The sequence below is a fragment of the Endozoicomonas sp. Z74 genome, assembly GCF_057680865.1.
In genome coordinates this window covers 40,590-58,464 of the sequence record NZ_JBLYZI010000019.1, presented here as the reverse complement: position 1 = coordinate 58,464, position 17,875 = coordinate 40,590, and the positions used below count along the sequence as shown (strand labels likewise).

The 17,875-nt window shown below is 51.7% G+C and carries 17 protein-coding genes; 13 read left to right on the top strand and 4 right to left on the bottom strand.

From position 1 onward, the window contains the following. Positions 1 to 52: 52 nt before the first annotated feature. From hyi to ACNRUY_RS07910, 5 genes are all read left to right on the top strand, one after another. Complete coding sequence (gene hyi / locus ACNRUY_RS07930) at positions 53 to 835, top strand: hydroxypyruvate isomerase (protein WP_488111113.1); 783 nt, start codon at positions 53 to 55, stop codon at positions 833 to 835. 46 nt (positions 836 to 881) lie between these two features. Then, on the top strand, positions 882 to 1,772 hold the full coding sequence (locus ACNRUY_RS07925) for a 2-hydroxy-3-oxopropionate reductase (RefSeq protein ID WP_488111112.1): 891 nt from the start codon (positions 882 to 884) through the stop codon (positions 1,770 to 1,772). A 275-nt stretch (positions 1,773 to 2,047) separates the two neighbouring features. Then, the gene (locus ACNRUY_RS07920; RefSeq protein WP_488111111.1) at positions 2,048 to 3,181 is read left to right on the top strand and encodes a glycerate kinase; all 1,134 of its coding nucleotides are present in this window, start codon (positions 2,048 to 2,050) and stop codon (positions 3,179 to 3,181) included. A gap of 92 nt (positions 3,182 to 3,273) precedes the next feature. Further along, positions 3,274 to 3,906 carry an isopenicillin N synthase family oxygenase gene (locus ACNRUY_RS07915; protein WP_488111110.1) on the top strand — a complete coding sequence of 211 codons (633 nt, stop codon included), beginning with the start codon at positions 3,274 to 3,276 and terminating at the stop codon, positions 3,904 to 3,906. A 7-nt stretch (positions 3,907 to 3,913) separates the two neighbouring features. Further along, positions 3,914 to 4,210 (top strand): hypothetical protein, encoded by a 297-nt coding sequence (locus ACNRUY_RS07910; protein ID WP_488111109.1) that lies wholly within the window; start codon positions 3,914 to 3,916, stop codon positions 4,208 to 4,210. A gap of 10 nt (positions 4,211 to 4,220) precedes the next feature. Here the strand turns inward: ACNRUY_RS07910 and ACNRUY_RS07905 are convergent, their stop codons facing one another. Continuing rightward, entirely contained in the window at positions 4,221 to 5,147 is a 927-nt protein-coding gene (locus ACNRUY_RS07905; protein ID WP_488111108.1) for a DMT family transporter, read from the bottom strand. A 305-nt stretch (positions 5,148 to 5,452) separates the two neighbouring features. Between ACNRUY_RS07905 and ACNRUY_RS07900 the strand changes: the two genes are divergently transcribed. Continuing rightward, entirely contained in the window at positions 5,453 to 6,589 is a 1,137-nt protein-coding gene (locus ACNRUY_RS07900) for an aminotransferase class V-fold PLP-dependent enzyme (protein WP_488111107.1), read from the top strand. A gap of 172 nt (positions 6,590 to 6,761) precedes the next feature. Then, positions 6,762 to 8,030, top strand: coding sequence for a serine hydroxymethyltransferase (glyA, locus tag ACNRUY_RS07895; protein WP_488111106.1), 1,269 nt, complete (start codon positions 6,762 to 6,764; stop codon positions 8,028 to 8,030). A gap of 93 nt (positions 8,031 to 8,123) precedes the next feature. On the opposite strand, the gene ACNRUY_RS07890 is transcribed toward glyA, so the two are convergent. Next, a complete protein-coding gene (locus tag ACNRUY_RS07890) occupies positions 8,124 to 8,855 on the bottom strand; it encodes a hypothetical protein (protein ID WP_488111105.1) in 732 nt (243 codons plus the stop codon). 99 nt (positions 8,856 to 8,954) lie between these two features. Then, on the bottom strand, positions 8,955 to 9,473 hold the full coding sequence (locus tag ACNRUY_RS07885; RefSeq protein ID WP_488111104.1) for a hypothetical protein: 519 nt from the start codon (positions 9,471 to 9,473) through the stop codon (positions 8,955 to 8,957). 140 nt (positions 9,474 to 9,613) lie between these two features. Here ACNRUY_RS07885 and nrdR point away from each other — a divergent pair, with 140 nt between their 5' ends. From nrdR to ACNRUY_RS07865, 4 genes are all read left to right on the top strand, one after another. Then, a complete protein-coding gene (gene nrdR, locus ACNRUY_RS07880; RefSeq protein ID WP_488111103.1) occupies positions 9,614 to 10,078 on the top strand; it encodes a transcriptional regulator NrdR in 465 nt (154 codons plus the stop codon). 5 nt (positions 10,079 to 10,083) lie between these two features. Further along, entirely contained in the window at positions 10,084 to 10,767 is a 684-nt protein-coding gene (locus ACNRUY_RS07875) for a zinc metallopeptidase (RefSeq protein WP_488111102.1), read from the top strand. Between the two features lie 392 nt (positions 10,768 to 11,159). Continuing rightward, positions 11,160 to 11,783: a LysE family translocator gene (locus ACNRUY_RS07870; protein WP_488111101.1), complete on the top strand. Its 624-nt coding sequence runs from the start codon at positions 11,160 to 11,162 to the stop codon at positions 11,781 to 11,783. Positions 11,784 to 11,890: 107 nt separating this feature from the next. Then, on the top strand, positions 11,891 to 13,027 hold the full coding sequence (locus tag ACNRUY_RS07865; protein WP_488111100.1) for a hypothetical protein: 1,137 nt from the start codon (positions 11,891 to 11,893) through the stop codon (positions 13,025 to 13,027). Between the two features lie 81 nt (positions 13,028 to 13,108). Here the strand turns inward: ACNRUY_RS07865 and ACNRUY_RS07860 are convergent, their stop codons facing one another. Continuing rightward, a complete protein-coding gene (locus tag ACNRUY_RS07860; RefSeq protein WP_488111099.1) occupies positions 13,109 to 15,538 on the bottom strand; it encodes a hypothetical protein in 2,430 nt (809 codons plus the stop codon). 222 nt (positions 15,539 to 15,760) lie between these two features. Between ACNRUY_RS07860 and ACNRUY_RS07855 the strand changes: the two genes are divergently transcribed. Together ACNRUY_RS07855 and ACNRUY_RS07850 are read left to right on the top strand one after the other, a co-directional pair. After that, positions 15,761 to 16,954 (top strand): pyridoxal-phosphate-dependent aminotransferase family protein, encoded by a 1,194-nt coding sequence (locus ACNRUY_RS07855; RefSeq protein ID WP_488111098.1) that lies wholly within the window; start codon positions 15,761 to 15,763, stop codon positions 16,952 to 16,954. Positions 16,955 to 17,102: 148 nt separating this feature from the next. Continuing rightward, positions 17,103 to 17,762 (top strand): hypothetical protein, encoded by a 660-nt coding sequence (locus ACNRUY_RS07850; protein ID WP_488111097.1) that lies wholly within the window; start codon positions 17,103 to 17,105, stop codon positions 17,760 to 17,762. Positions 17,763 to 17,875 lie beyond the last annotated feature (113 nt).

The window sequence follows — 17,875 nt, the reverse complement described above, 5'->3', positions numbered from 1 at the left end:
TCTTCAGCAGTGGCCCATGGTCTGAATACTTGATGATTGACAGGGGGAATCCATGACCAGAGTGGCTGCCAACCTTTCCATGTTGTTTACCGAGGTGGATTTTCCAGAGCGTTTCCGCCTGGCATCCGAAGCGGGCTTTCGTGGGGTTGAATATCTGTTTCCTTACGATTATCCGGCAGCCACCATTGCTGGATGGCTGAAGGATAATGACCTGGAGCAGGTGCTGTTTAATCTGCCTGCAGGCGATTGGGGGGCCGGGGATCGTGGGATCGCCTGTGACCCATCCCGTGTGGAGGAGTTTCGCTCGGGTGTGGACAGGGCCATTGAATACGCCAGGGTGCTTGGGAATACCCAGGTGAACTGCCTGACTGGAATTGTGCCAGCCGGTGTTTCCATGCAGGAAGCGGAAGACACTGTGGTGGACAACCTCCGGTATGCCGCCGGAAAACTCAAGGAAGCCGGTATCACCCTGGTAATGGAAGCGATCAATACCCGGGATATCCCCGGCTTTTTCCTGACCACAACCCGCCAGGCGCTGGCCATCAGGGAGCGGGTTGGCAGTGATAACCTGTTACTGCAATACGACATCTACCACATGCAGATTATGGAAGGGGATCTGGCTGAGACCTGCCAGCAACATCTGGATGCCATTCACCATGTGCAGCTGGCGGACAACCCTGGCCGCCATGAACCGGGCACTGGTGAAATCAATTACCACTTTCTGTTCAGTCACCTGGAGCGCATCGGCTACCAGGGGTGGATTGGCTGCGAATACAAACCGGCCACCACCACCGCAGAAGGCCTGGGTTGGCTGAAAGAATACAATCTGGTGTAACCAGTAAAACCAAAAACGACATTGACCTGTTCAGGACGCAATCATTATGAAAAAAATTGGATTTATCGGAACCGGGATCATGGGCAAGCCCATGGCTAAAAACCTTCAGGCCGCCGGTTATGACCTGTATTTTTCTGAACATTTTGAGCCCGCTCCTGCTGAACTGCTAGGGGACAATGGACACGCTTTGCCCTCTCCCATGGATGTGACCGAGGTCTGTGATATCACCATTATCATGGTGCCGGATACTCCTCATGTGGGCGATGTGCTGAAAAGGGAAAAAGGGATTCTGGATGGGGTCAAGGAAGGCAAGATTGTGGTGGATATGAGTTCAATCTCTCCCATCGAAACCAAGAAATTTGCCGCCCTGGTTGAGGAAAAAGGCGGTCGTTACCTGGATGCTCCAGTATCTGGAGGTGAGGTGGGTGCTATTGCCGGTTCACTCTCAATCATGGTGGGGGGACACCAGGACACCTTTGATGTGGTCAAACCATTGTTTGAAGTGATGGGGCAGAACATCACCCTGGTGGGGGCGAACGGAGACGGCCAGACCTGCAAGGTGGCCAACCAGATTATTGTTGCCTTGAATCTTGAGGCGGTTTCTGAGGCGTTACTGTTTGCCTCAAAGGCCGGTGCTGACCCCGCCAAAATCCGTCAGGCCCTGATGGGGGGCTTTGCTTCTTCAAAAATTCTTGAAGTTCACGGTGAGCGGATGGTGAAAGGTACCTTTGAGCCTGGCTTCCGGGTCCAGTTGCACCAGAAGGATCTGAACCTGGCGTTGACCGGTGCCCGGGAACTTCAGCTGAACCTGCCCAATACCGCCACTGCCCAGGAACTGTTTAATACCTGTGCGGCCCTGGGTGGCTCCGGCTGGGATCATTCCGCCATGATCAAGGCCCTGGAGCATCTGAGCAACCACTGTATTCGTGACGAGTAATCGACCTTTATACCCATCGCCTTTCAAGTTGCTACTTTGTTGGCTGCAATCACTCACCCCAGTCACTTAGTCAATCTAAGCTCCTGGGACTTCGTTCTCTTGCCGCCGCGTAGAAACTTGAAATCCTTTGGGTATAGCGCCCCGGCTTCCCATTCAGGGAAGCCGGTTTTGATGGCTGGGTTGATTCACTGGTGGTGTTTTGCCAACGTTTTCCGGGAGCTTCTTCTTTATAAAGGGAGCCGTTGGCAAAGGGCCATTATCCACAGGGATTTATCATGAAAATTATTATTGCCCCGGATTCATTTAAAGAGTGCCTTACTGCGGCGGAAGTTGCCCAGTCCATTGCTGCGGGGGTGAAGGAGGTGATGCCGGAATCCCGATGTTGTTGTATTCCCGTGGCGGACGGGGGAGAAGGCACCCTGCAGTCACTGGTAGACGGCACTGGCGGTCAGCTTTACCAGAGGACGGTGACAGGGCCACTGGGAGATTCTGTGGATGCCCGGTTCGGCATACTGGGGGATGGGCAGACTGCAGTGATTGAAATGGCTCAGGCCTCCGGTCTGGAATTGATTCCAGAGGGGCAAAGAGATCCTCTGAAGGCAACCACTTTCGGCACTGGAGAGTTGATTAGGGAAGCTCTGGACCTGAGGGTGACCAGAGTGATTGTTGCGATCGGAGGTAGTGCCACCAATGATGGTGGGGCAGGGATGATGGCCGCTCTGGGGGTGGGGTTTCTGGATGAGGACGGTCGTGAGCTGCCACCGGGAGGGGGGGCTTTATCGCGATTGCACCGCATCGATTGTTCGGACATGGATAACCGGTTATCGAACGTTGAGTTCACTGCGGCGTGCGATGTGGATAATCCCTTGACCGGCCCCAAAGGGGCGTCTGCCGTCTTTGGCCCCCAGAAGGGGGCAACCCCTGAAATGGTAGAGCAGCTGGATAAGGCGCTGTCCTGCTATGCCCGGATTATTCGTCACTCTCTGGATCGGGATGTGGAAAATGTCCCTGGCTCCGGTGCCGCCGGAGGAATGGGAGCGGCATTACTGGCCTTTCTCAATGCACGGCTTCAGCCTGGTATTGATATTGTGCTGGAGGCGGTTCAGCTTGATAAAGCCCTTGAAGGAGCTGATCTGGTGATTACCGGAGAGGGGCGGCTGGATGGACAGACTGTCCATGGAAAGACCCCTGTGGGCGTCGCTCGTCGCGCAGTGCTCCAGAATATACCGGTTATTGCTCTGGCCGGTGGTGTGGGGGAAGGGGCAGAAAAAGTGTATGACCATGGTATTGATGCGGTGTTCCCGGTGGTGCATGGCGCGGTTCCATTGCAGGAGGCCCTGGAGAAAGGAGCGGAAAACCTGAGGCGAACCGGGCGTAATATTGCCCGTTTACTCTGCCTGAAGCAGTGAGGTTCTGGCCTGCTATGCTGATGGCAGGCTGATTTCCATCTGGGAGGGCCGGGAGATTCAGTGACTGCCGGATCTTCTGATTGCCGATCGTGATGAGTGATAATCTTCCCTGTCTTGACCTTTCAGGCCCCTGGGCGGGGCATCATCTGTTGCAGCATTTTCATACTGCAGGTGCCGCCTGGGTGAAGGGGGTTCCTGTGGCGGAACCTCAGGCCCTGAGAGCTCTGAAAGCTCATTCGCAGTGTTTCTTTCAGGGGGGCGATTCCCTGAAAGCAGAGCTGGGGGGGTATGGGTTCACTGAAGGCTATCTGACGGAACAGGATATTGTTTACGACGGTGGTCGTGATTATGCCGAGCAGCTGGCCATAAAGCCTGACCCTTCGGTCTCTTCTATTGTCTGGCCCACCACGCCGGAGGCGAATCGCCTGAAACAGGGGTTATACCGGTTTGCTGAGCTCTGTGAGGCCTCCTGCCAAAAGGTTTACCAGCGGCTGGATCAGGCTTTTGGGCAGTCTCCAGGCTTTTTTTCCAGCCGTCACGCCAGCCCCCTGACCAAGTCCCTGAAGTTACTCTTTTATCCAACACTGACTGGGATAAAGGACACTGCCCGCCTGCCAGAACACACTGACTTTGGCACTTTTACTTTACTGTTTCTGCTTGATGAAGTGCCGGGGTTGCAGGCCAGGACAGCGGACGGGCACTGGTTTTCAGTCACCCCCCCCTGAACCTTCTGTGTTGTTGCTCTGTGGAGGGGTGCTGGAGCGGTGGAGTAACCGTCAGTGCCGGGCATTACCCCACCGGGTGTGTTTTTCTCCTGAAAAAGGAACGTTATTTAATCGTTACAGCGCGGCTTTTTTTGTGAGTCCGGACTCTGAGGTGAGCATAAACAGCCGGGATCTGCTGCCCTTGGAAGCTTCTCTGGATGAACCCATCAGGGCAGCAGACTACCTCGCTCTTCGATACCAGCGGCTTGAAGTTCGTGAGAGAGCTGAATGGAGAAAAAAGGCATCCGTGCCTGAGGTTGATTAACCCGCATTATTCAAAAAGCCTTCTTGCTGTATTTTCGAGCACTGTATTTTCGAAGAATGCTTTTCCGTACATCCGGCCATTGCATGGTCAGCAGCCCGGAGACTACCAGCATAATACCCAGGGCAATGGGGGCAGTGAGTTGTTCATTCAGAAAGATGAACCCGAAAATAAAGACAATCACCGGTTCTGCCGTGGCAATAATCGAGGCATTGGTGGCACCGATCCAGCGAATGGCTGTATAAATGGTGACGGTCGCCATAACGGTACAGAAAACAGCAATCAGTCCGGTATAGGCCCAGGCATCCAGTTTCGGAGTGACCAGTGGTTGTCCCTGGCTCAGACACATCAGCATAAACGTCAGGGTGGAGACGGTCATTACCCAGGCGGACAGTACATAGCTGTTAATATTCTGCAGTGATTTTGCGGTCAGGCTGCTGCAGAAACCGGCATAACAGATGCCCGCCCCAAGGCTCAGAGCAATGCCGAGCCAGCTGGTGTCCATATTGCCGTCCCAGATAATGGCGATCAGTCCGGAAAAAGCCATCAGCAGAGCCAATATCTGGTAAAGCAGTACAGGTTTTTTTTGAACCGCAATGTCATACAGTAAAACAAAAAACGGATACATAAAGAACAAAATGGTCGCCAGGGAAGGGGACATCAGTTTATAGGCGTTAAAAAACATAACGCAGTTCAGACAAAACCCAATCAGAGCGGCAGGGATCAGCACCTTGAATTGCTCAAGATTTAATCGCCAATGAGCCCGGGTTAAAAATACAATGGCCCATAGGCAACTCGCCGCAATAAGAAAGCGCATAAATAAGAGAGTGCCGATTTCAAGTCCGGCATTAAATGCCTGTGTGGTCAATACAGGTAACAGTGCATAGGTTGAAGCTGAAAACAGTGCCAGCAAAGACCCCCAAAGCGGCTTGTTGATCATTGAGAGAACCCTGAAAAAAAACTGGTTTTGATGTTGGTTTTTTGTACAGCAATGCAGGCCAGAACAGCCTGTTAGAAGCAGCTATCTTCATCGGTTTCTGAGGGTTTGGGCAAGTAGGTATTTGTCGAAAGTCAGGGGTTTTACAAAAGAATTACTCAGTGGATTTATGGCTTTTATTTTCTGTTTTTTTTCATCGCTTTTTTGATTTCTGTCTATTCAGGTGAAAGGCATTCGGACCAGAATGGATTGAGGTGCATTTAAAAAAAGACGCCTGACTCTTTCTGGTTTGTCATTAAGGAAGCATTATGCCTGCTCTGCTCAGTACGGTTGACCCTGATGGACTGCTTGAATACTCCGTTGTTTATACCGACCGTTCCCTGAATCATATGTCGAAGGCTTTTCAGCATGTCATGAGAGAGATCTCATCGTCCATGAAAAGGGTTTACAACGCTCATGGGGTGGCGGTTGTTCCAGGCAGTGGCACATTCGGCATGGAGGCTGTGGCACGGCAGTTTGCCACGGGTCGCAAATGCCTGGTGGTGCGCAATGGGCTGTTCAGCTATCGCTGGAGCCAGATTTTTGAGGCGGGGGGGATTCCCTCTGAACATTCGGTGGTAAAAGCACGTCCGCTGTCTTCTCAACAACAGGCGCCTTTTGCTCCCCCTCCCGTGGATGAAGTTGTGGCCAGAATCCAGTCTGAAAAGCCCGATCTGGTCTTTGCTCCCCATGTGGAGACCTCGGCGGGCATGATTCTGCCGGATGAGTATATTCAATCGGTTGCTGAAGCAGTTCACTCGGTGGGTGGCCTGATGGTTCTTGACTGCATTGCCTCCGGTGCCATGTGGGTGGATATGGAAAAGAACGGAGTCGATATCCTGGTCAGTGCACCCCAGAAAGGCTGGAGCAGTTCTCCCTGCGCAGGCCTGGTTATGTTCAGTCCTCTGGCCCTGGAGCGCATGGAAAACACGGTCAGCACCAGCTTTGCCTGTGACCTGAAAAAGTGGTGGCAGATTATGCAGGCTTATGAAAACGGAGGGCACGCTTACCATGCCACCATGCCGACGGATGCCCTGGCGACGTTTTACAGAAATGTTCAGGAAGCGGAAGCCTTTGGGTTGGAGCGGCTCCGGGAGCAACAAAGGGAACTGGGCCGGCGGATACGGGCAACCCTGGCGGAAAGAGGAATGATGTCGGTTGCGGCGGAAGGGTTCCAGGCCCCGGGGGTAGTGGTCTGCTATACCGATGATCCGGCCATCCACAATGGGCGGCATTTTGCCCAGGCCGGAGTGCAGATTGCTGCCGGTGTACCGCTGTTCTGTGACGAACCTGAGGATTTCCAGACGTTCCGTCTGGGGTTGTTCGGGCTGGATAAACTCCAGAATGTGGATCGTACGGTATCACTGTTTGAACAGGCCCTGGAGCGGGTCTTGCTGGACAGGTGATTGTCTGGCAGGCCCCTTGAAAAAGGGGCTTGCCCCGCCCTGTAGAGTCTTGTCTGTGTTCTTCATGATCACCATGAGGGATTTTCACTGCCGATTTTTGTCCGGGTGTATTAGAATAGCGCCTCACCACCTGCTTCAGGCATTTTTACAGGCAACGCTATCGAGGTAATGAATGTTCACCAAGGACATGACCATCGCCGAGTTTGATCCCGAGCTGAAAGCTGCAATTGATGCTGAGACCCTGCGTCAGGAAGAGCACATTGAACTGATCGCATCCGAGAATTATGCCAGCCCCAGGGTGATGGAAGCCCAGGGCAGCGCACTGACCAACAAATACGCTGAAGGTTATCCCCGCAAGCGCTACTACGGTGGCTGCGAGCATGTGGACGTGGCCGAACAGCTGGCCATTGACCGTGCCAAAGCGCTGTTTGGTGCCGGTTACGCCAACGTTCAGCCTCACTCCGGTTCCCAGGCCAATGCGGCGGTATACATGGCCTTGCTGAAGCCCGGCGATCTGGTTCTGGGCATGAGCCTGGCCCATGGAGGCCATCTGACCCATGGAGCCAAGGTGAGTTTCTCTGGCCGGATTTATGAGGCGGTGCAGTACGGCCTGAACCCGGAAACCGGTGAAATCGACTACGAAGAAGTGGAATCCCTGGCCCTGGAACACAAGCCAAAAATGATTGTGGCAGGCTTTTCTGCTTATTCCCGGGTGGTGGACTGGCAGCGCTTCCGTGATATTGCGGACAAAATCGGTGCCTACCTGCTGGTGGACATGGCTCATATTGCCGGCCTGGTGGCTGCAGGCGTTTATCCTTCGCCAGTGGGCATTGCCGACGTGGTGACTACCACTACCCACAAGACGCTGGGTGGCCCACGGGGTGGTTTGATTCTGGCGGATGAAAATGAAGAGCTGAACAAGAAGCTGAACTTTGCCGTATTCCCTGAATCTCAGGGCGGTCCTCTTTGCCACGTGATTGCTGCCAAGGCGGTCTGCTTCAAAGAAGCGATGTCCGATGAGTTCAAGCAGTACCAGGCCCAGGTGGTAAAAAATGCCCAGGCCATGACCGGGGTAATGATGGAGCGGGGCATCAATATCGTTTCCGGTGGTACTGATGATCACCTGTTCCTGATGGACCTGATTGGCAAGGAATACACCGGTAAAGACGCTGAGGCTGCTCTTGGCCGTGCCAATATTACCGTCAATAAGAATGCGGTTCCCAATGACCCCCGTTCTCCTTTTGTCACCAGTGGCCTGCGGATCGGCACCCCGGCCATCACCCGTCGCGGATTCAATGAAGAAGACTCAGCTGCGCTGGCTGGGTGGATCTGTGATGTTCTGGAAGGTCTGGGCGATGATGGTCAGGGAGATGCCCAGGTTGAAGAAGCGGTAAAAGCGAAGGTGCTGGATATCTGTGGGCGCCTGCCGGTTTATAGTTAATTGACGTGACTGTCCTTTAATGCATCTTTAATACAAAACCCTCGCTCTCATGTTCTGGCATGGGAGTGAGCTTTCCCCTTTTTTGTATTGCCGTTATTGGAGCTTTTGGCACACCGTTGCTTCCATAAAAAAATCAATATAGGTTTTTGAACGGCAGGCTCCGGTTTTGATAAAACCATGGTGAAGGATTGAGGCGATGTTATCGAAGGGGATGCTGGCAAAGCCAATGGCAAACATACCGTCCTCGGGAAGATAACTCAATTTGACGTACCAGAGTTGTTTTCTGGGCTTTTTTTTGTTTTTGCTTTTGCGTCTGGAGAGATCCTTTCCTGTACTGAACAGGTCCCCCATCGCCCCAAGCGCATCGGTCAACATGCCGGTAGGCAGGTAGTTAATGGCGCCTCTGGTGAGGTCTTTGAGTGCCTGACCGAAGGGATCAAGGCCTTGAAAGCGCTGCTGCTCCTCATAAACGCTAACCCCCATGTAAACCGTAGGCAAAGTGGTATTGACGTTATGTATGCTGCTTTCGTTATACCGGAAGTAGTTTACGATTTGATCGGGCCTGCCAATGATCACCAGAGGATAAATGCCCATCCCGATATCGGAAAATAAAAAGTTGCCGTTGCTGTCTTTGACGGCAGCACGCCTGGCACCGTTATCCTGGATATAGCTTTTCCACTTTCCCTTGACGATTTTGGGAGCCGGCTCCCGGTAAAGCCTTACTTCAGGTGACACAGTTGCAGCATAAGAAATATTGGCAGCAATCCACAATAAAAGGAGCTGAAACAACAGGCAGAGCGAAGAGAGAGGATGGAGGAACTGCATGGGCAGATCCACTGGTTGAAAGAGTAATGACAGTGTAGTGTCTGAAACGCTAAAGCTCCAAAACAGATGGAGGAATCTCCCGGCGAATCACCGGTTCTCTCAGTGAACCGCTCCAGCGGGCACTGAAGGTACCAGCTTCCTGATGGAAACAACCACTTGAACTTCCGCCGGGTCCGTGTGGGCAAGCACCGATGAACGCTGGTTGTTCATTAATTCAAAGTTGGCCTGAAAGAGAGTGGTATTGACACTGGTGGCAACCTTCAGCCGGTCGTTCTCATTATCCACCGTTGTGCGGTAGGTGACCTGATACTGTTTTCCCGGTGTTTCTGTTTTGAAAATGACGGTATGCAGCTTGTTGTCCCAGACTAAAAAGGTCTTGGGACCGTATGTGCGTTTGTTGACCACCAGGGATGAGGTGAGCTCGTGAGTCGGGAGTGGCTTTTGTGTTTTTTTGGGGGGCGGTTCAGAAGGCAAAGGCACATGGGACCCCTTATCGGGTTCAGCTGAGACTTCATGGGGTTTACTATTCCCTGTCAAGGCTCCTGCCTGTAGCACAGCAGCAACCAGAGTCAGTGACAGGATAAGTCTGATGCAATTGTTTTTATTTTTGATGGCCATGGCTTTGCATTCCCTGTTAATCGTTCAATAGAGTTTAGTTTGAAAAAGGGGCGTAAGGGTGAAAGTTTCCGTCTTGTAATAAAAGTGCAGCTGGTTATTATTGCAGAACCCCTCTTTTTTAATAAGGATTGATTGGCTCAATGCATTGTCCATTCTGTGGTGCAGCCGAAACCAAAGTGATTGATTCGCGGCTGGTGGCCGAAGGCAGTCAGGTGCGCAGGCGCCGGGAATGCCTTAGCTGCATTGAACGTTTTACCAGCTATGAAACGGCGGAGCTGTTGATGCCCCGGTTGGTCAAGCGTGATGGTTCCCGTGAGCCTTTCCATGAAGAAAAGCTGCGTGCCGGGATGACCCGGGCCCTGGAGAAGCGCCCGGTGGGGGTTGAACAACTTGAGGAAGCCATCAGCCGGATTATTCACCGGCTTCGTGCCACCGGCGAGCGCGAAGTGAGCTCCCGTATTCTGGGGGAGGAAGTGATGCGTGAGCTGAAGCTGCTGGATGAAGTGGCCTACATTCGCTTTGCCTCTGTCTATCGACATTTCAAGGATCTCAATGAATTCCGGGAAGAGATTGATCGCCTGGAGACGGAAGACCGGGATCGCTGATTTTTATGCCCCTGATTGCTCTTGTTCTGGTGGTATTGGCTCTGGTGTTTGGTCCAGGCCTCTGGGTCCGGCGTACCCTCAAGCATTACGGCACTGATCGGCCGGATCTTCAGGGAACCGGTGGTGAGCTGGCCGAACACTTGGTTAAGCGTTACGGGTTGGAAGGTGTCAGTGTCCGACAGGGGCTGTCCGGGGAGGACTATTACCACCCGGATGAAAAAGTGGTTTCGCTGTCTCCGGAGCACTTTCAGGGGCGTTCTATTGCCGCGGTGGCTGTGGCTGCCCATGAAGTAGGTCATGCCCTGCAGCACCAGGAACAGCATCCTGGCTTTATGTTACGGCAACGACGTGTATTGCGGGCCATGAAGATTGAACGGTTCAGCGTGCTGGCCCTGATGGTCACGCCTTTTCTTTTTCTGTTGATCCGCGTTCCCCAGAGCATGCTGTTGACCTTTATTCTTGGGCTTTCCGGTCTGCTGGCGACCCTGTGGATACAGGTTCTGAACCTTCCGGTGGAATTTGATGCCAGCTTTAATAAGGCGCTTCCGATTCTGGAGGAAGGCTATCTGAGTTCAGAAGATCTTCCGGGAGCCCGGAAAGTTCTGAAAGCGGCGGCTCTGTCTTATGTGGCAGCGGCTCTTATGGGGCTGCTTAATATTGGGCGATGGTTTGTCATTCTTCGGCGTTAATGCCTGGCTTTAATTAATCATTCGGTAACTCCCCTCACCCCAGCCCTCTCCCAGAAGAGGGAGTCTGACGGTACCGACTTTTAAAGTCCTTTCCCTTGGGGAGAGGGTTTGGGTGAGGGTAAACAGTTTTCTTTTGCTGCTACCCGCTGATCGAGGGGTTTAGCCGTGAACAATGCCGGGTTATTATCACCAGCCATAAAGACTCCAGGAGCCTGCCGGACTCATGACTATTTCGGCCTAAAATCCAGAAAGAACGGCCTAATCTTTCGATGAATCCGATTAAATAGACCGGCTATTCGCACGAATCCATCGAAAGATTTGACTCGTTCTACTGAATTTTATGCTCGAAAGCATAAGCCCGACAGTCTCCTAGACAGTATCCGAGTGAGCGAATGGTCAGTTTTTCTCTGTTAGCCCTTTTTATTCCCACGTTCTTTTTTGTATCAGCCACCCCGGGCATGTGCATGACCCTGTCCATGACACTGGGAATGACCATTGGGGTGCGCAGAACGCTGTGGATGATGCTGGGTGAGTTGATCGGAGTTGGGCTGGTTGCGATTTCTTCAGTGGTTGGCGTAGCCACCGTTATGCTGAACTACCCTTCGGCCTTTGCCATTTTCAAGCTGATTGGGGGAGCCTATCTGTTCTACCTGGGGGTTCAAATGTGGAAATCCCGGGGGAAAATGGCGATTTCCCTCGATGCTGACAACCCACCTGTCAGCTCAGCAAAGGAGCTGGCTGTTCAGGGTTTTGTGACCGCTGTCGCTAACCCCAAAGGCTGGGCTTTCTTTATTTCCCTGCTCCCCCCCTTTATCAGTGCCCGTTACGCTATGGCTCCCCAGATAGCGGTTCTGGTCAGCATGGTTCTGATGATAGAGTTTATCTGCCTTCTGATATACGCCGGTGGTGGCAGAACCCTGGGACACTTCCTCAACAAAAGCGGCAATGTTCGTCTGATGAACCGGATTGCCGGAAGCCTGATGATGGGGGTTGGAATCTGGTTGGCAATGGGGTGAGAGCTAAGCATTCAATGAATAACACAAAAATTAAATAGCAGCTGGTGATTCCAGGCGATTGTACTAACCTGAGTTTTACTTTTGGTTAGGGGTGCTACTGAATGTGCATGGCAAATACCTTTTTTTTATCGCTGAAACCTGTTGTTCAGCTTACTCTCTATTTTAGGTTGACCCGGCTCTATGTATTTTCTGCTTTTCTGTCTTTGGGCAGCAGTTATTGCCTGTCATGGGAAACAAGTTTACTACTGAATCGCAATAACTTTGCAGATCCTTTGTATCAGGGTGCGTTGCAAGTAGAACTCTTGAATTCTGGGGCGCAGCTGTTATCAGAATTGCCTCATGCCCAAGACAACCCTGAGTGTCGTATCTCAGTTCTTCCAAATGATCCGGAAGATCTTATAGGAAAAAATAATCAGCTAATGGGGTGCACTCTGGTTTTAAGTGGGGTGTATACCATTAATTACCCTGTTTATATTAAGAACAGGCTGGTTGGTTCAGAATTGGGTGAGCCTGATTTTTGGGGGAGGGAAAGTGTCAAAACTTATGTTCAACCTGCATTAGAAACTGGCGGACCGGGTGTAATAACTGAGCTTGTCATTGAGCCTGCAGGGGCTGATTCTTTTCATAAAACCACGGCGTTGGCGTTGAAGGCAGAAGCAAAACTTTTGATGTTAGATGAAGGAAGCATTCAAGGTGTTGCTGTTTTACCTCCTGATAGTTATCAAAATGCGGGTTGCAGCTTCTTAAACACTATCTATTACCTCAAGCGACAAGGGGCTAGCTCTGATGTGGTTTTCTGGCCGCATATCTTGCCTGGAGGGTCTGATCTATATTGTCTGCAAGAGTATTCAAAAGAAGTGGGTGGAGATAAACATAAATATAGAAATGCTATGAAGAGGGGGCAGCAGAAACAAAAAGCAGATGACTCAGCAGCTTCGAAGGACCGTGTTCGAGCAGATTATAGTGGAATGCGTGAGCGCAGAGGAAGGGGGATGCTGGCAGCAGCTGGGGCTGGTGGTGGGGATGACGATAGAGATAAAGACAAAGGGAAAAAAGTTAAAAAGAGTGACCTTGTGGATCTTCTTCAAAAAATAGTTAAGGCCAAGGACGAGGGGGAGGATATCAGCATACAAGAGGCGGGTTTAAAGGGGTTGTATCAGCAAGCATCAGAAGGGGTTCAAAAAGACTTTAAAAACAACTATGCCGGTACTTTTCACCAGCGTGGTATTAGTGTTCCCTGGTAGTTATTGCCTCCAACAGGCCTGTGTTGTTTTCTCAATAATTTTGAGTCGGAGAATAGGTCTCCCGTGATCTGGCTGTCCGGTTCATGACCGGCGAGTCCGTTCAGCCTGCTCCCGGGTAATGGTGGTGAGTTTGGGCTCAATACTTTTTGGGGCATGGCCCGTATTGGTGAAGTCTGCCAGGGGTTTCAAGCTGAAAAAGTCTCTGGCTTTTTTTCCAAGGCTGTTTTTAGCTTTCCCGTGACTGGAACTGGCCAGGTACGAATAAATGTGACCCAGGGTGGAGCAGATCGAGCAGACGCTTTTTCGAAACTCAGGGTTGGCGGCCATTTCCGGGTGTTCATCGTAATATTCTGTGATCAGCCGTTTGAGCCGTGATGGGCTGATGTTACTGGGTATCCCGCGTTGGAAGTAGCAGCATAGAGCTCTGTTTGCCCATTGTTCAGCCAGCAGCAGAGTATCTTGTTTATGAATTTCAGGGTGATCCTGCTTTAGATAGAGGGGCTCCAGGTGGGGGCTTTCTTCGAACTGGTGGAGATAAAACCAGGCGGCCTCTACGCAGATGCGTCCATAGGCTGGGGTGTTTTTGTATTTTTCCAGCTGCTGTTCAAGGAATTCTTTTTCTCCCTGGATGTCGCCTTTACTCCTGAAATGCTCAATAGACTGAAGAAAAGACCGTATCTCATGGCTTGAATCCGGCAGCCACCCCCCCTCTGGTGCATAAGTCATTCTGGATAAGTGGGTTTTGGGTCTGGCGGCGCTGTCTACTGAAGTGGATGCGGTGGGAGAATCCACTCTGCCGGGCTCCGGGGAACTGCTGCCTTGACTATGGTAACCGGAGTCCTGAGTTAACTCATCACTGAACTCAATACTTTCCGCAGGGGAGGGCTGTAGCGTGTCTTGAATTGGTTCATTGGTGGCTACTTCTTCCACTATTGCACTTGATGAGAGAGGCATTAGACGCTTACTTTCTGTTTGTACGGTACTTGCAGGCGGTTGATGTTCAGAGGGGGATTTTTGGCTGACTGCATTGCTCTGAGCTGCCTGGGTGGTTTTTTTCGCCCCTTTTTTATTTTTTTTCTTTTTCTGTTTTTTCCCTGGAAGGGGCGTTTCTGCCATGTCCGTCTTCAGGTGTTCTGGTGCATCCGCTACCGTTTCAAGCTCCTGGACAACCGTTGGTATCAACGATGATTGGCCGATATCGGTGTTTGCATGCGGGGGGAGGCCGCTCTGTCGCATTTCCCTTAATTGGGAAAGACAGATATCCCTGTGGGTGATAAATCCTATTGCTTCATAACGATCTGCCGCTTCCTGCAGCAGCTGTGGAAATTTTCCAGCCCGGCCAGCGGCTGCCAGCCAGGGAAGCAGTTCTACCTGGTTCACCATGGCGTCACGCCGGTTTTTTGAGGCTGTTTGTGAATCACACAGGTCACTGGCTCCGGTGGCCAGTAGCAGGGTGATTGCTTTCTGGTACTCCGGGAGGTCAAGGGCTTTTTTGTTGATAAAGTGCATCAGGTGTTCAAAGGACAGTTCAATACCTTCACCGCTTTCAATGGCTTTTTCCAGTCGGGTATCAGGCTCCGAAGGGGACCGGCTGAGCTGCTGTATGGAAAAAGCCAGAATTCTTGCCAGCTCAGAACGAATCTCTTCTGGCAAGGTCCAGAGGTTGGCATTATCTTCCTGAGCTTCTCCGGTATTAAGGCTCTGGGCCATAAGGTACAAAAACTGATCATGCTCGCTGAAGGGCACATTGTTCTGGGTCTCTCCAGTGATCAGGTATCGCTCTACCTGACTGTCCCCCAGTGCCAGGATCTGTGGCAGGCTGGATGCTGTCTGGTGAAGCCGTTGAAGAATATTGATGGCCAGGCTGGGAGAAATGGCTTCGCAGCCTCCCGGCTGAATCGATAGCCTGAGGGCTTGCCAAAGGGCCGGGGGAAAGCCTGTTTTCAGTGCCAGTTGGATGAACTTGCTAACCTGCTCACCTCCTTCTTGAGAAGGGCCTTGCAGGGTCGGCAGTCCCATCCAGACCAACAGGGTAAGACGTTCATGAATCCGTTCCGGATTAATGGCCTGAAGCGCCTTAATCACCTTATCCCGAGCGGTTGGCTTGCCCAGCTGTTCCCTTAACACCACCAGAATGATGTAAAGGTCGATTTTTTCTTCCAGGCTCAATCGCTTGAATGATTCACTGTCTTTTATCTGGTCGTTTAACTCTTTTTCAAGACGTTGCAGGCTCTCCAGGGGGAGCGGGGAGGACATCTGTTGAAGAAAAAGGGTCACAATTTCCTGAATGACTGACGTGGAAAGCTTGCTTGGGGGAGCTACTGGGGCCTGAGCCTGGGAGGCGGGCGGTGTTTTGCTGGAGGTGGACTTGCGATGCGCAATGGGGGTTCCCCCAGGAGAAGGTTGATTGTCTCTATCACAGGAAGAGGGAGGAGACTTGTCTTGTTTCTTTTTTGGAGCCGGCACAGCAGAAGGTCCCTGCACGCCTTTGATGCCTTTGCCGCTTTCCATGCTGAATCCCCGTTTGAAGACTGTTTATTGTATCGGTCATGGTTATGGATTCTGGAAAATGCGGTTTACCGGAATTGGCAGGTGTCATGGCGGTTTTCTTTTTCAGGTCCGGTGGCGTTCTGTGTTATTTTCCCTGAACAGATGCAGGCCTAGCTGTTGATGGCAGGGAACCCCCTGCAGACTTCCGGTTTATTTGATTTTCACAGGACTGAATCGCTGACAATGAATATCCAGCCCCCTGTTGTTGCTTCTCTGGACCAGATTTTGCCCGAAGAGCCTTTGTTGATGATGGGGGCTGGGCCTGTACCTATTCCAGCCAGGGTTGCCAGGGCCAATTCCATTGTGATCAATCACCTTGGAGACACCATGAGCCAGGTGATTGACCAGGTGAAAACCATGTCCCGGTATGTGTTCCAGACGGAGTCACGCTGGGTGATGGGGGTGGCCGGACCGGGGTCTGCGGCAATGGAGATGGCCGTGGCCAATCTGGTGTGGCCAGGTACCCGGGTATTGAGTATCTGTAATGGTTACTTCAGCCACAGGTTGTCGGAAATGGCCTCCAGGGTAGGGGCTGATGTGGAAACTCTGCAAGTGCCGGAAAAACAGGCGGCAGATCCGGAACAGGTTCGTGAATGGATTGAGCGTTTCCGGCCTGAAGTGTTGACCATTGTTCAGGGGGAAACCTCCAACACCGTTTGTAACGCTTACTTGCAGGACATCGCCCGGATTGCCAGGGAATATGATTGCCTGGTGGTGGTGGATGCGGTCTGCACTTTGAGCACAATGCCCCTGGAGATGGATGAATGGGGGATTGATGCGGTGATTACCGGTGGCCAGAAAGGTCTTTCGTCCATTCCCGGGTTTTCTCTGCTGGCTTTTTCCGAGCAGGCCTGGCAGCGTGTCAGCTCCCGAACTGCAGCAATGCCCCACTGGTGTCTGGACGCCCGGCTGGCAGAGCAGTTCTGGCATAATGGCTCCTATCACTATACGGCACCGGTCCCCTCTATTCTAGCTCTGCATGAAGCGCTGAGCCTTATCTGCAGTGAAACCCTACCTGCCCGTTTTGACCGTCATCTCCGTTGCTCCCGGGCTCTACAGAGAGGTCTGGAGGCCATGGGTATGACGCTGTTTGCCCCCCAGGCCTCCCGTTTGAACTCAGTGGTAGGCATTAATCTGCCCGACGAAATTCCCGGCAAGAAGCTGTGCAACCATATTTCCATGAAATACCGGGTGGAAGTATCAGGCTCTTTTGGCCTGCCCATTGTCCGGATTGGCCAGATGGGGGAGCAAAGCCGTGAACATCATTTATTCCGGACGCTGCATGCTTTTGGTTCCACCATGAAGGATCTTGGGGTGGCGGTGGACCTGCCTGCGGGGGTAGCTGAGCTGGAGGCCGGGTTACAGATGGCGGTTTGATGGCCCTGGCTGTTGTAACCTCCAACCTCCAAATGGCTATAATTCACCGCGGATGACGTCGGTTTCAGCCATTTTGAAGGTTGGGTGACACTTACACTTTCTGGCAGTCCAGCTCATGTTGAGCGGTCACCAGGGAGAGGGTATCTTCGTGAAGAATGCACTCAGGGGAGCATTTAGTGGGGGGATGCTTACCGCAGCTCTTCTGGCTATCGACGGCTATCCTCGCATTGAAATTAATGTTGCTGAGGATGGCTTGCCTCATCTAAATAAACAGCACTGTTCTGTCAATTTCAGCCTTTACGCTCTGAAAGCCTGCCAAGCATTCAGGGAGCTATCAACAGAGCATGGCTTTATCAACGGATTTCAGTACGGAATAGTATTGCTACCCTCTCTTGGCCTTTTAACTAAATTTCATTTGGTGATTCCGAGAGATCAATATATTTCTTTGGATGCCTGTTTTTCTAATCAATGCAGAGGGGGGGACGAATTACACCGTGAGTCATGGTTATCCTACCATTTTAATGAATCGGAGCCGGGGGGAATTCAGCTTTCGGACAAAAAATACTATTCCCATTATAATCTGTGGTTTTTCAGCGCTCAGCGGGATGTCAGGGTAATAGGGGAGAAAGATCGACAGAGAGTGCACTTTAGTCGTGAATATTTATGCTCTGGAGAGAGTAATATTCAATTGCTTTGCCTTTACAATGAAGATCTACAGGAAGAGGAAGAAAATGTGAGTTGTGAGAAAAGTTCTGAGCCCGTTTTCTCTGAAAGGGCACTTTATGGAGCCCGTTGTATCATTCAGTAAAAGTGTCCGGTGCTGATCAGGAGCCTGCGGGATTAATCATCTCTTGTTTAAATTTTCGTACAAAAGAGATAGCTCAGCTATGATTGAGCAGGCTGAATCCTGACGCACTTGTT

What these genes read in the sequence shown, in the direction of transcription:
- hyi (WP_488111113.1), top strand. Translation starts at nt 53, where the DNA reads ATGACCAGAGTGGCTGCCAACCTTTCCATGTTGTTTACCGAGGTGGAT.
- ACNRUY_RS07925 (WP_488111112.1), top strand. Translation starts at nt 882, where the DNA reads ATGAAAAAAATTGGATTTATCGGAACCGGGATCATGGGCAAGCCCATG.
- ACNRUY_RS07920 (WP_488111111.1), top strand. Translation starts at nt 2,048, where the DNA reads ATGAAAATTATTATTGCCCCGGATTCATTTAAAGAGTGCCTTACTGCG.
- ACNRUY_RS07915 (WP_488111110.1), top strand. Translation starts at nt 3,274, where the DNA reads ATGAGTGATAATCTTCCCTGTCTTGACCTTTCAGGCCCCTGGGCGGGG.
- ACNRUY_RS07905 (WP_488111108.1), bottom strand. Translation starts at nt 5,147, where the DNA reads ATGATCAACAAGCCGCTTTGGGGGTCTTTGCTGGCACTGTTTTCAGCT.
- ACNRUY_RS07900 (WP_488111107.1), top strand. Translation starts at nt 5,453, where the DNA reads ATGCCTGCTCTGCTCAGTACGGTTGACCCTGATGGACTGCTTGAATAC.
- glyA (WP_488111106.1), top strand. Translation starts at nt 6,762, where the DNA reads ATGTTCACCAAGGACATGACCATCGCCGAGTTTGATCCCGAGCTGAAA.
- ACNRUY_RS07890 (WP_488111105.1), bottom strand. Translation starts at nt 8,855, where the DNA reads ATGCAGTTCCTCCATCCTCTCTCTTCGCTCTGCCTGTTGTTTCAGCTC.
- ACNRUY_RS07885 (WP_488111104.1), bottom strand. Translation starts at nt 9,473, where the DNA reads ATGGCCATCAAAAATAAAAACAATTGCATCAGACTTATCCTGTCACTG.
- nrdR (WP_488111103.1), top strand. Translation starts at nt 9,614, where the DNA reads ATGCATTGTCCATTCTGTGGTGCAGCCGAAACCAAAGTGATTGATTCG.
- ACNRUY_RS07875 (WP_488111102.1), top strand. Translation starts at nt 10,084, where the DNA reads ATGCCCCTGATTGCTCTTGTTCTGGTGGTATTGGCTCTGGTGTTTGGT.
- ACNRUY_RS07870 (WP_488111101.1), top strand. Translation starts at nt 11,160, where the DNA reads ATGGTCAGTTTTTCTCTGTTAGCCCTTTTTATTCCCACGTTCTTTTTT.
- ACNRUY_RS07865 (WP_488111100.1), top strand. Translation starts at nt 11,891, where the DNA reads ATGGCAAATACCTTTTTTTTATCGCTGAAACCTGTTGTTCAGCTTACT.
- ACNRUY_RS07860 (WP_488111099.1), bottom strand. Translation starts at nt 15,538, where the DNA reads ATGGAAAGCGGCAAAGGCATCAAAGGCGTGCAGGGACCTTCTGCTGTG.
- ACNRUY_RS07855 (WP_488111098.1), top strand. Translation starts at nt 15,761, where the DNA reads ATGAATATCCAGCCCCCTGTTGTTGCTTCTCTGGACCAGATTTTGCCC.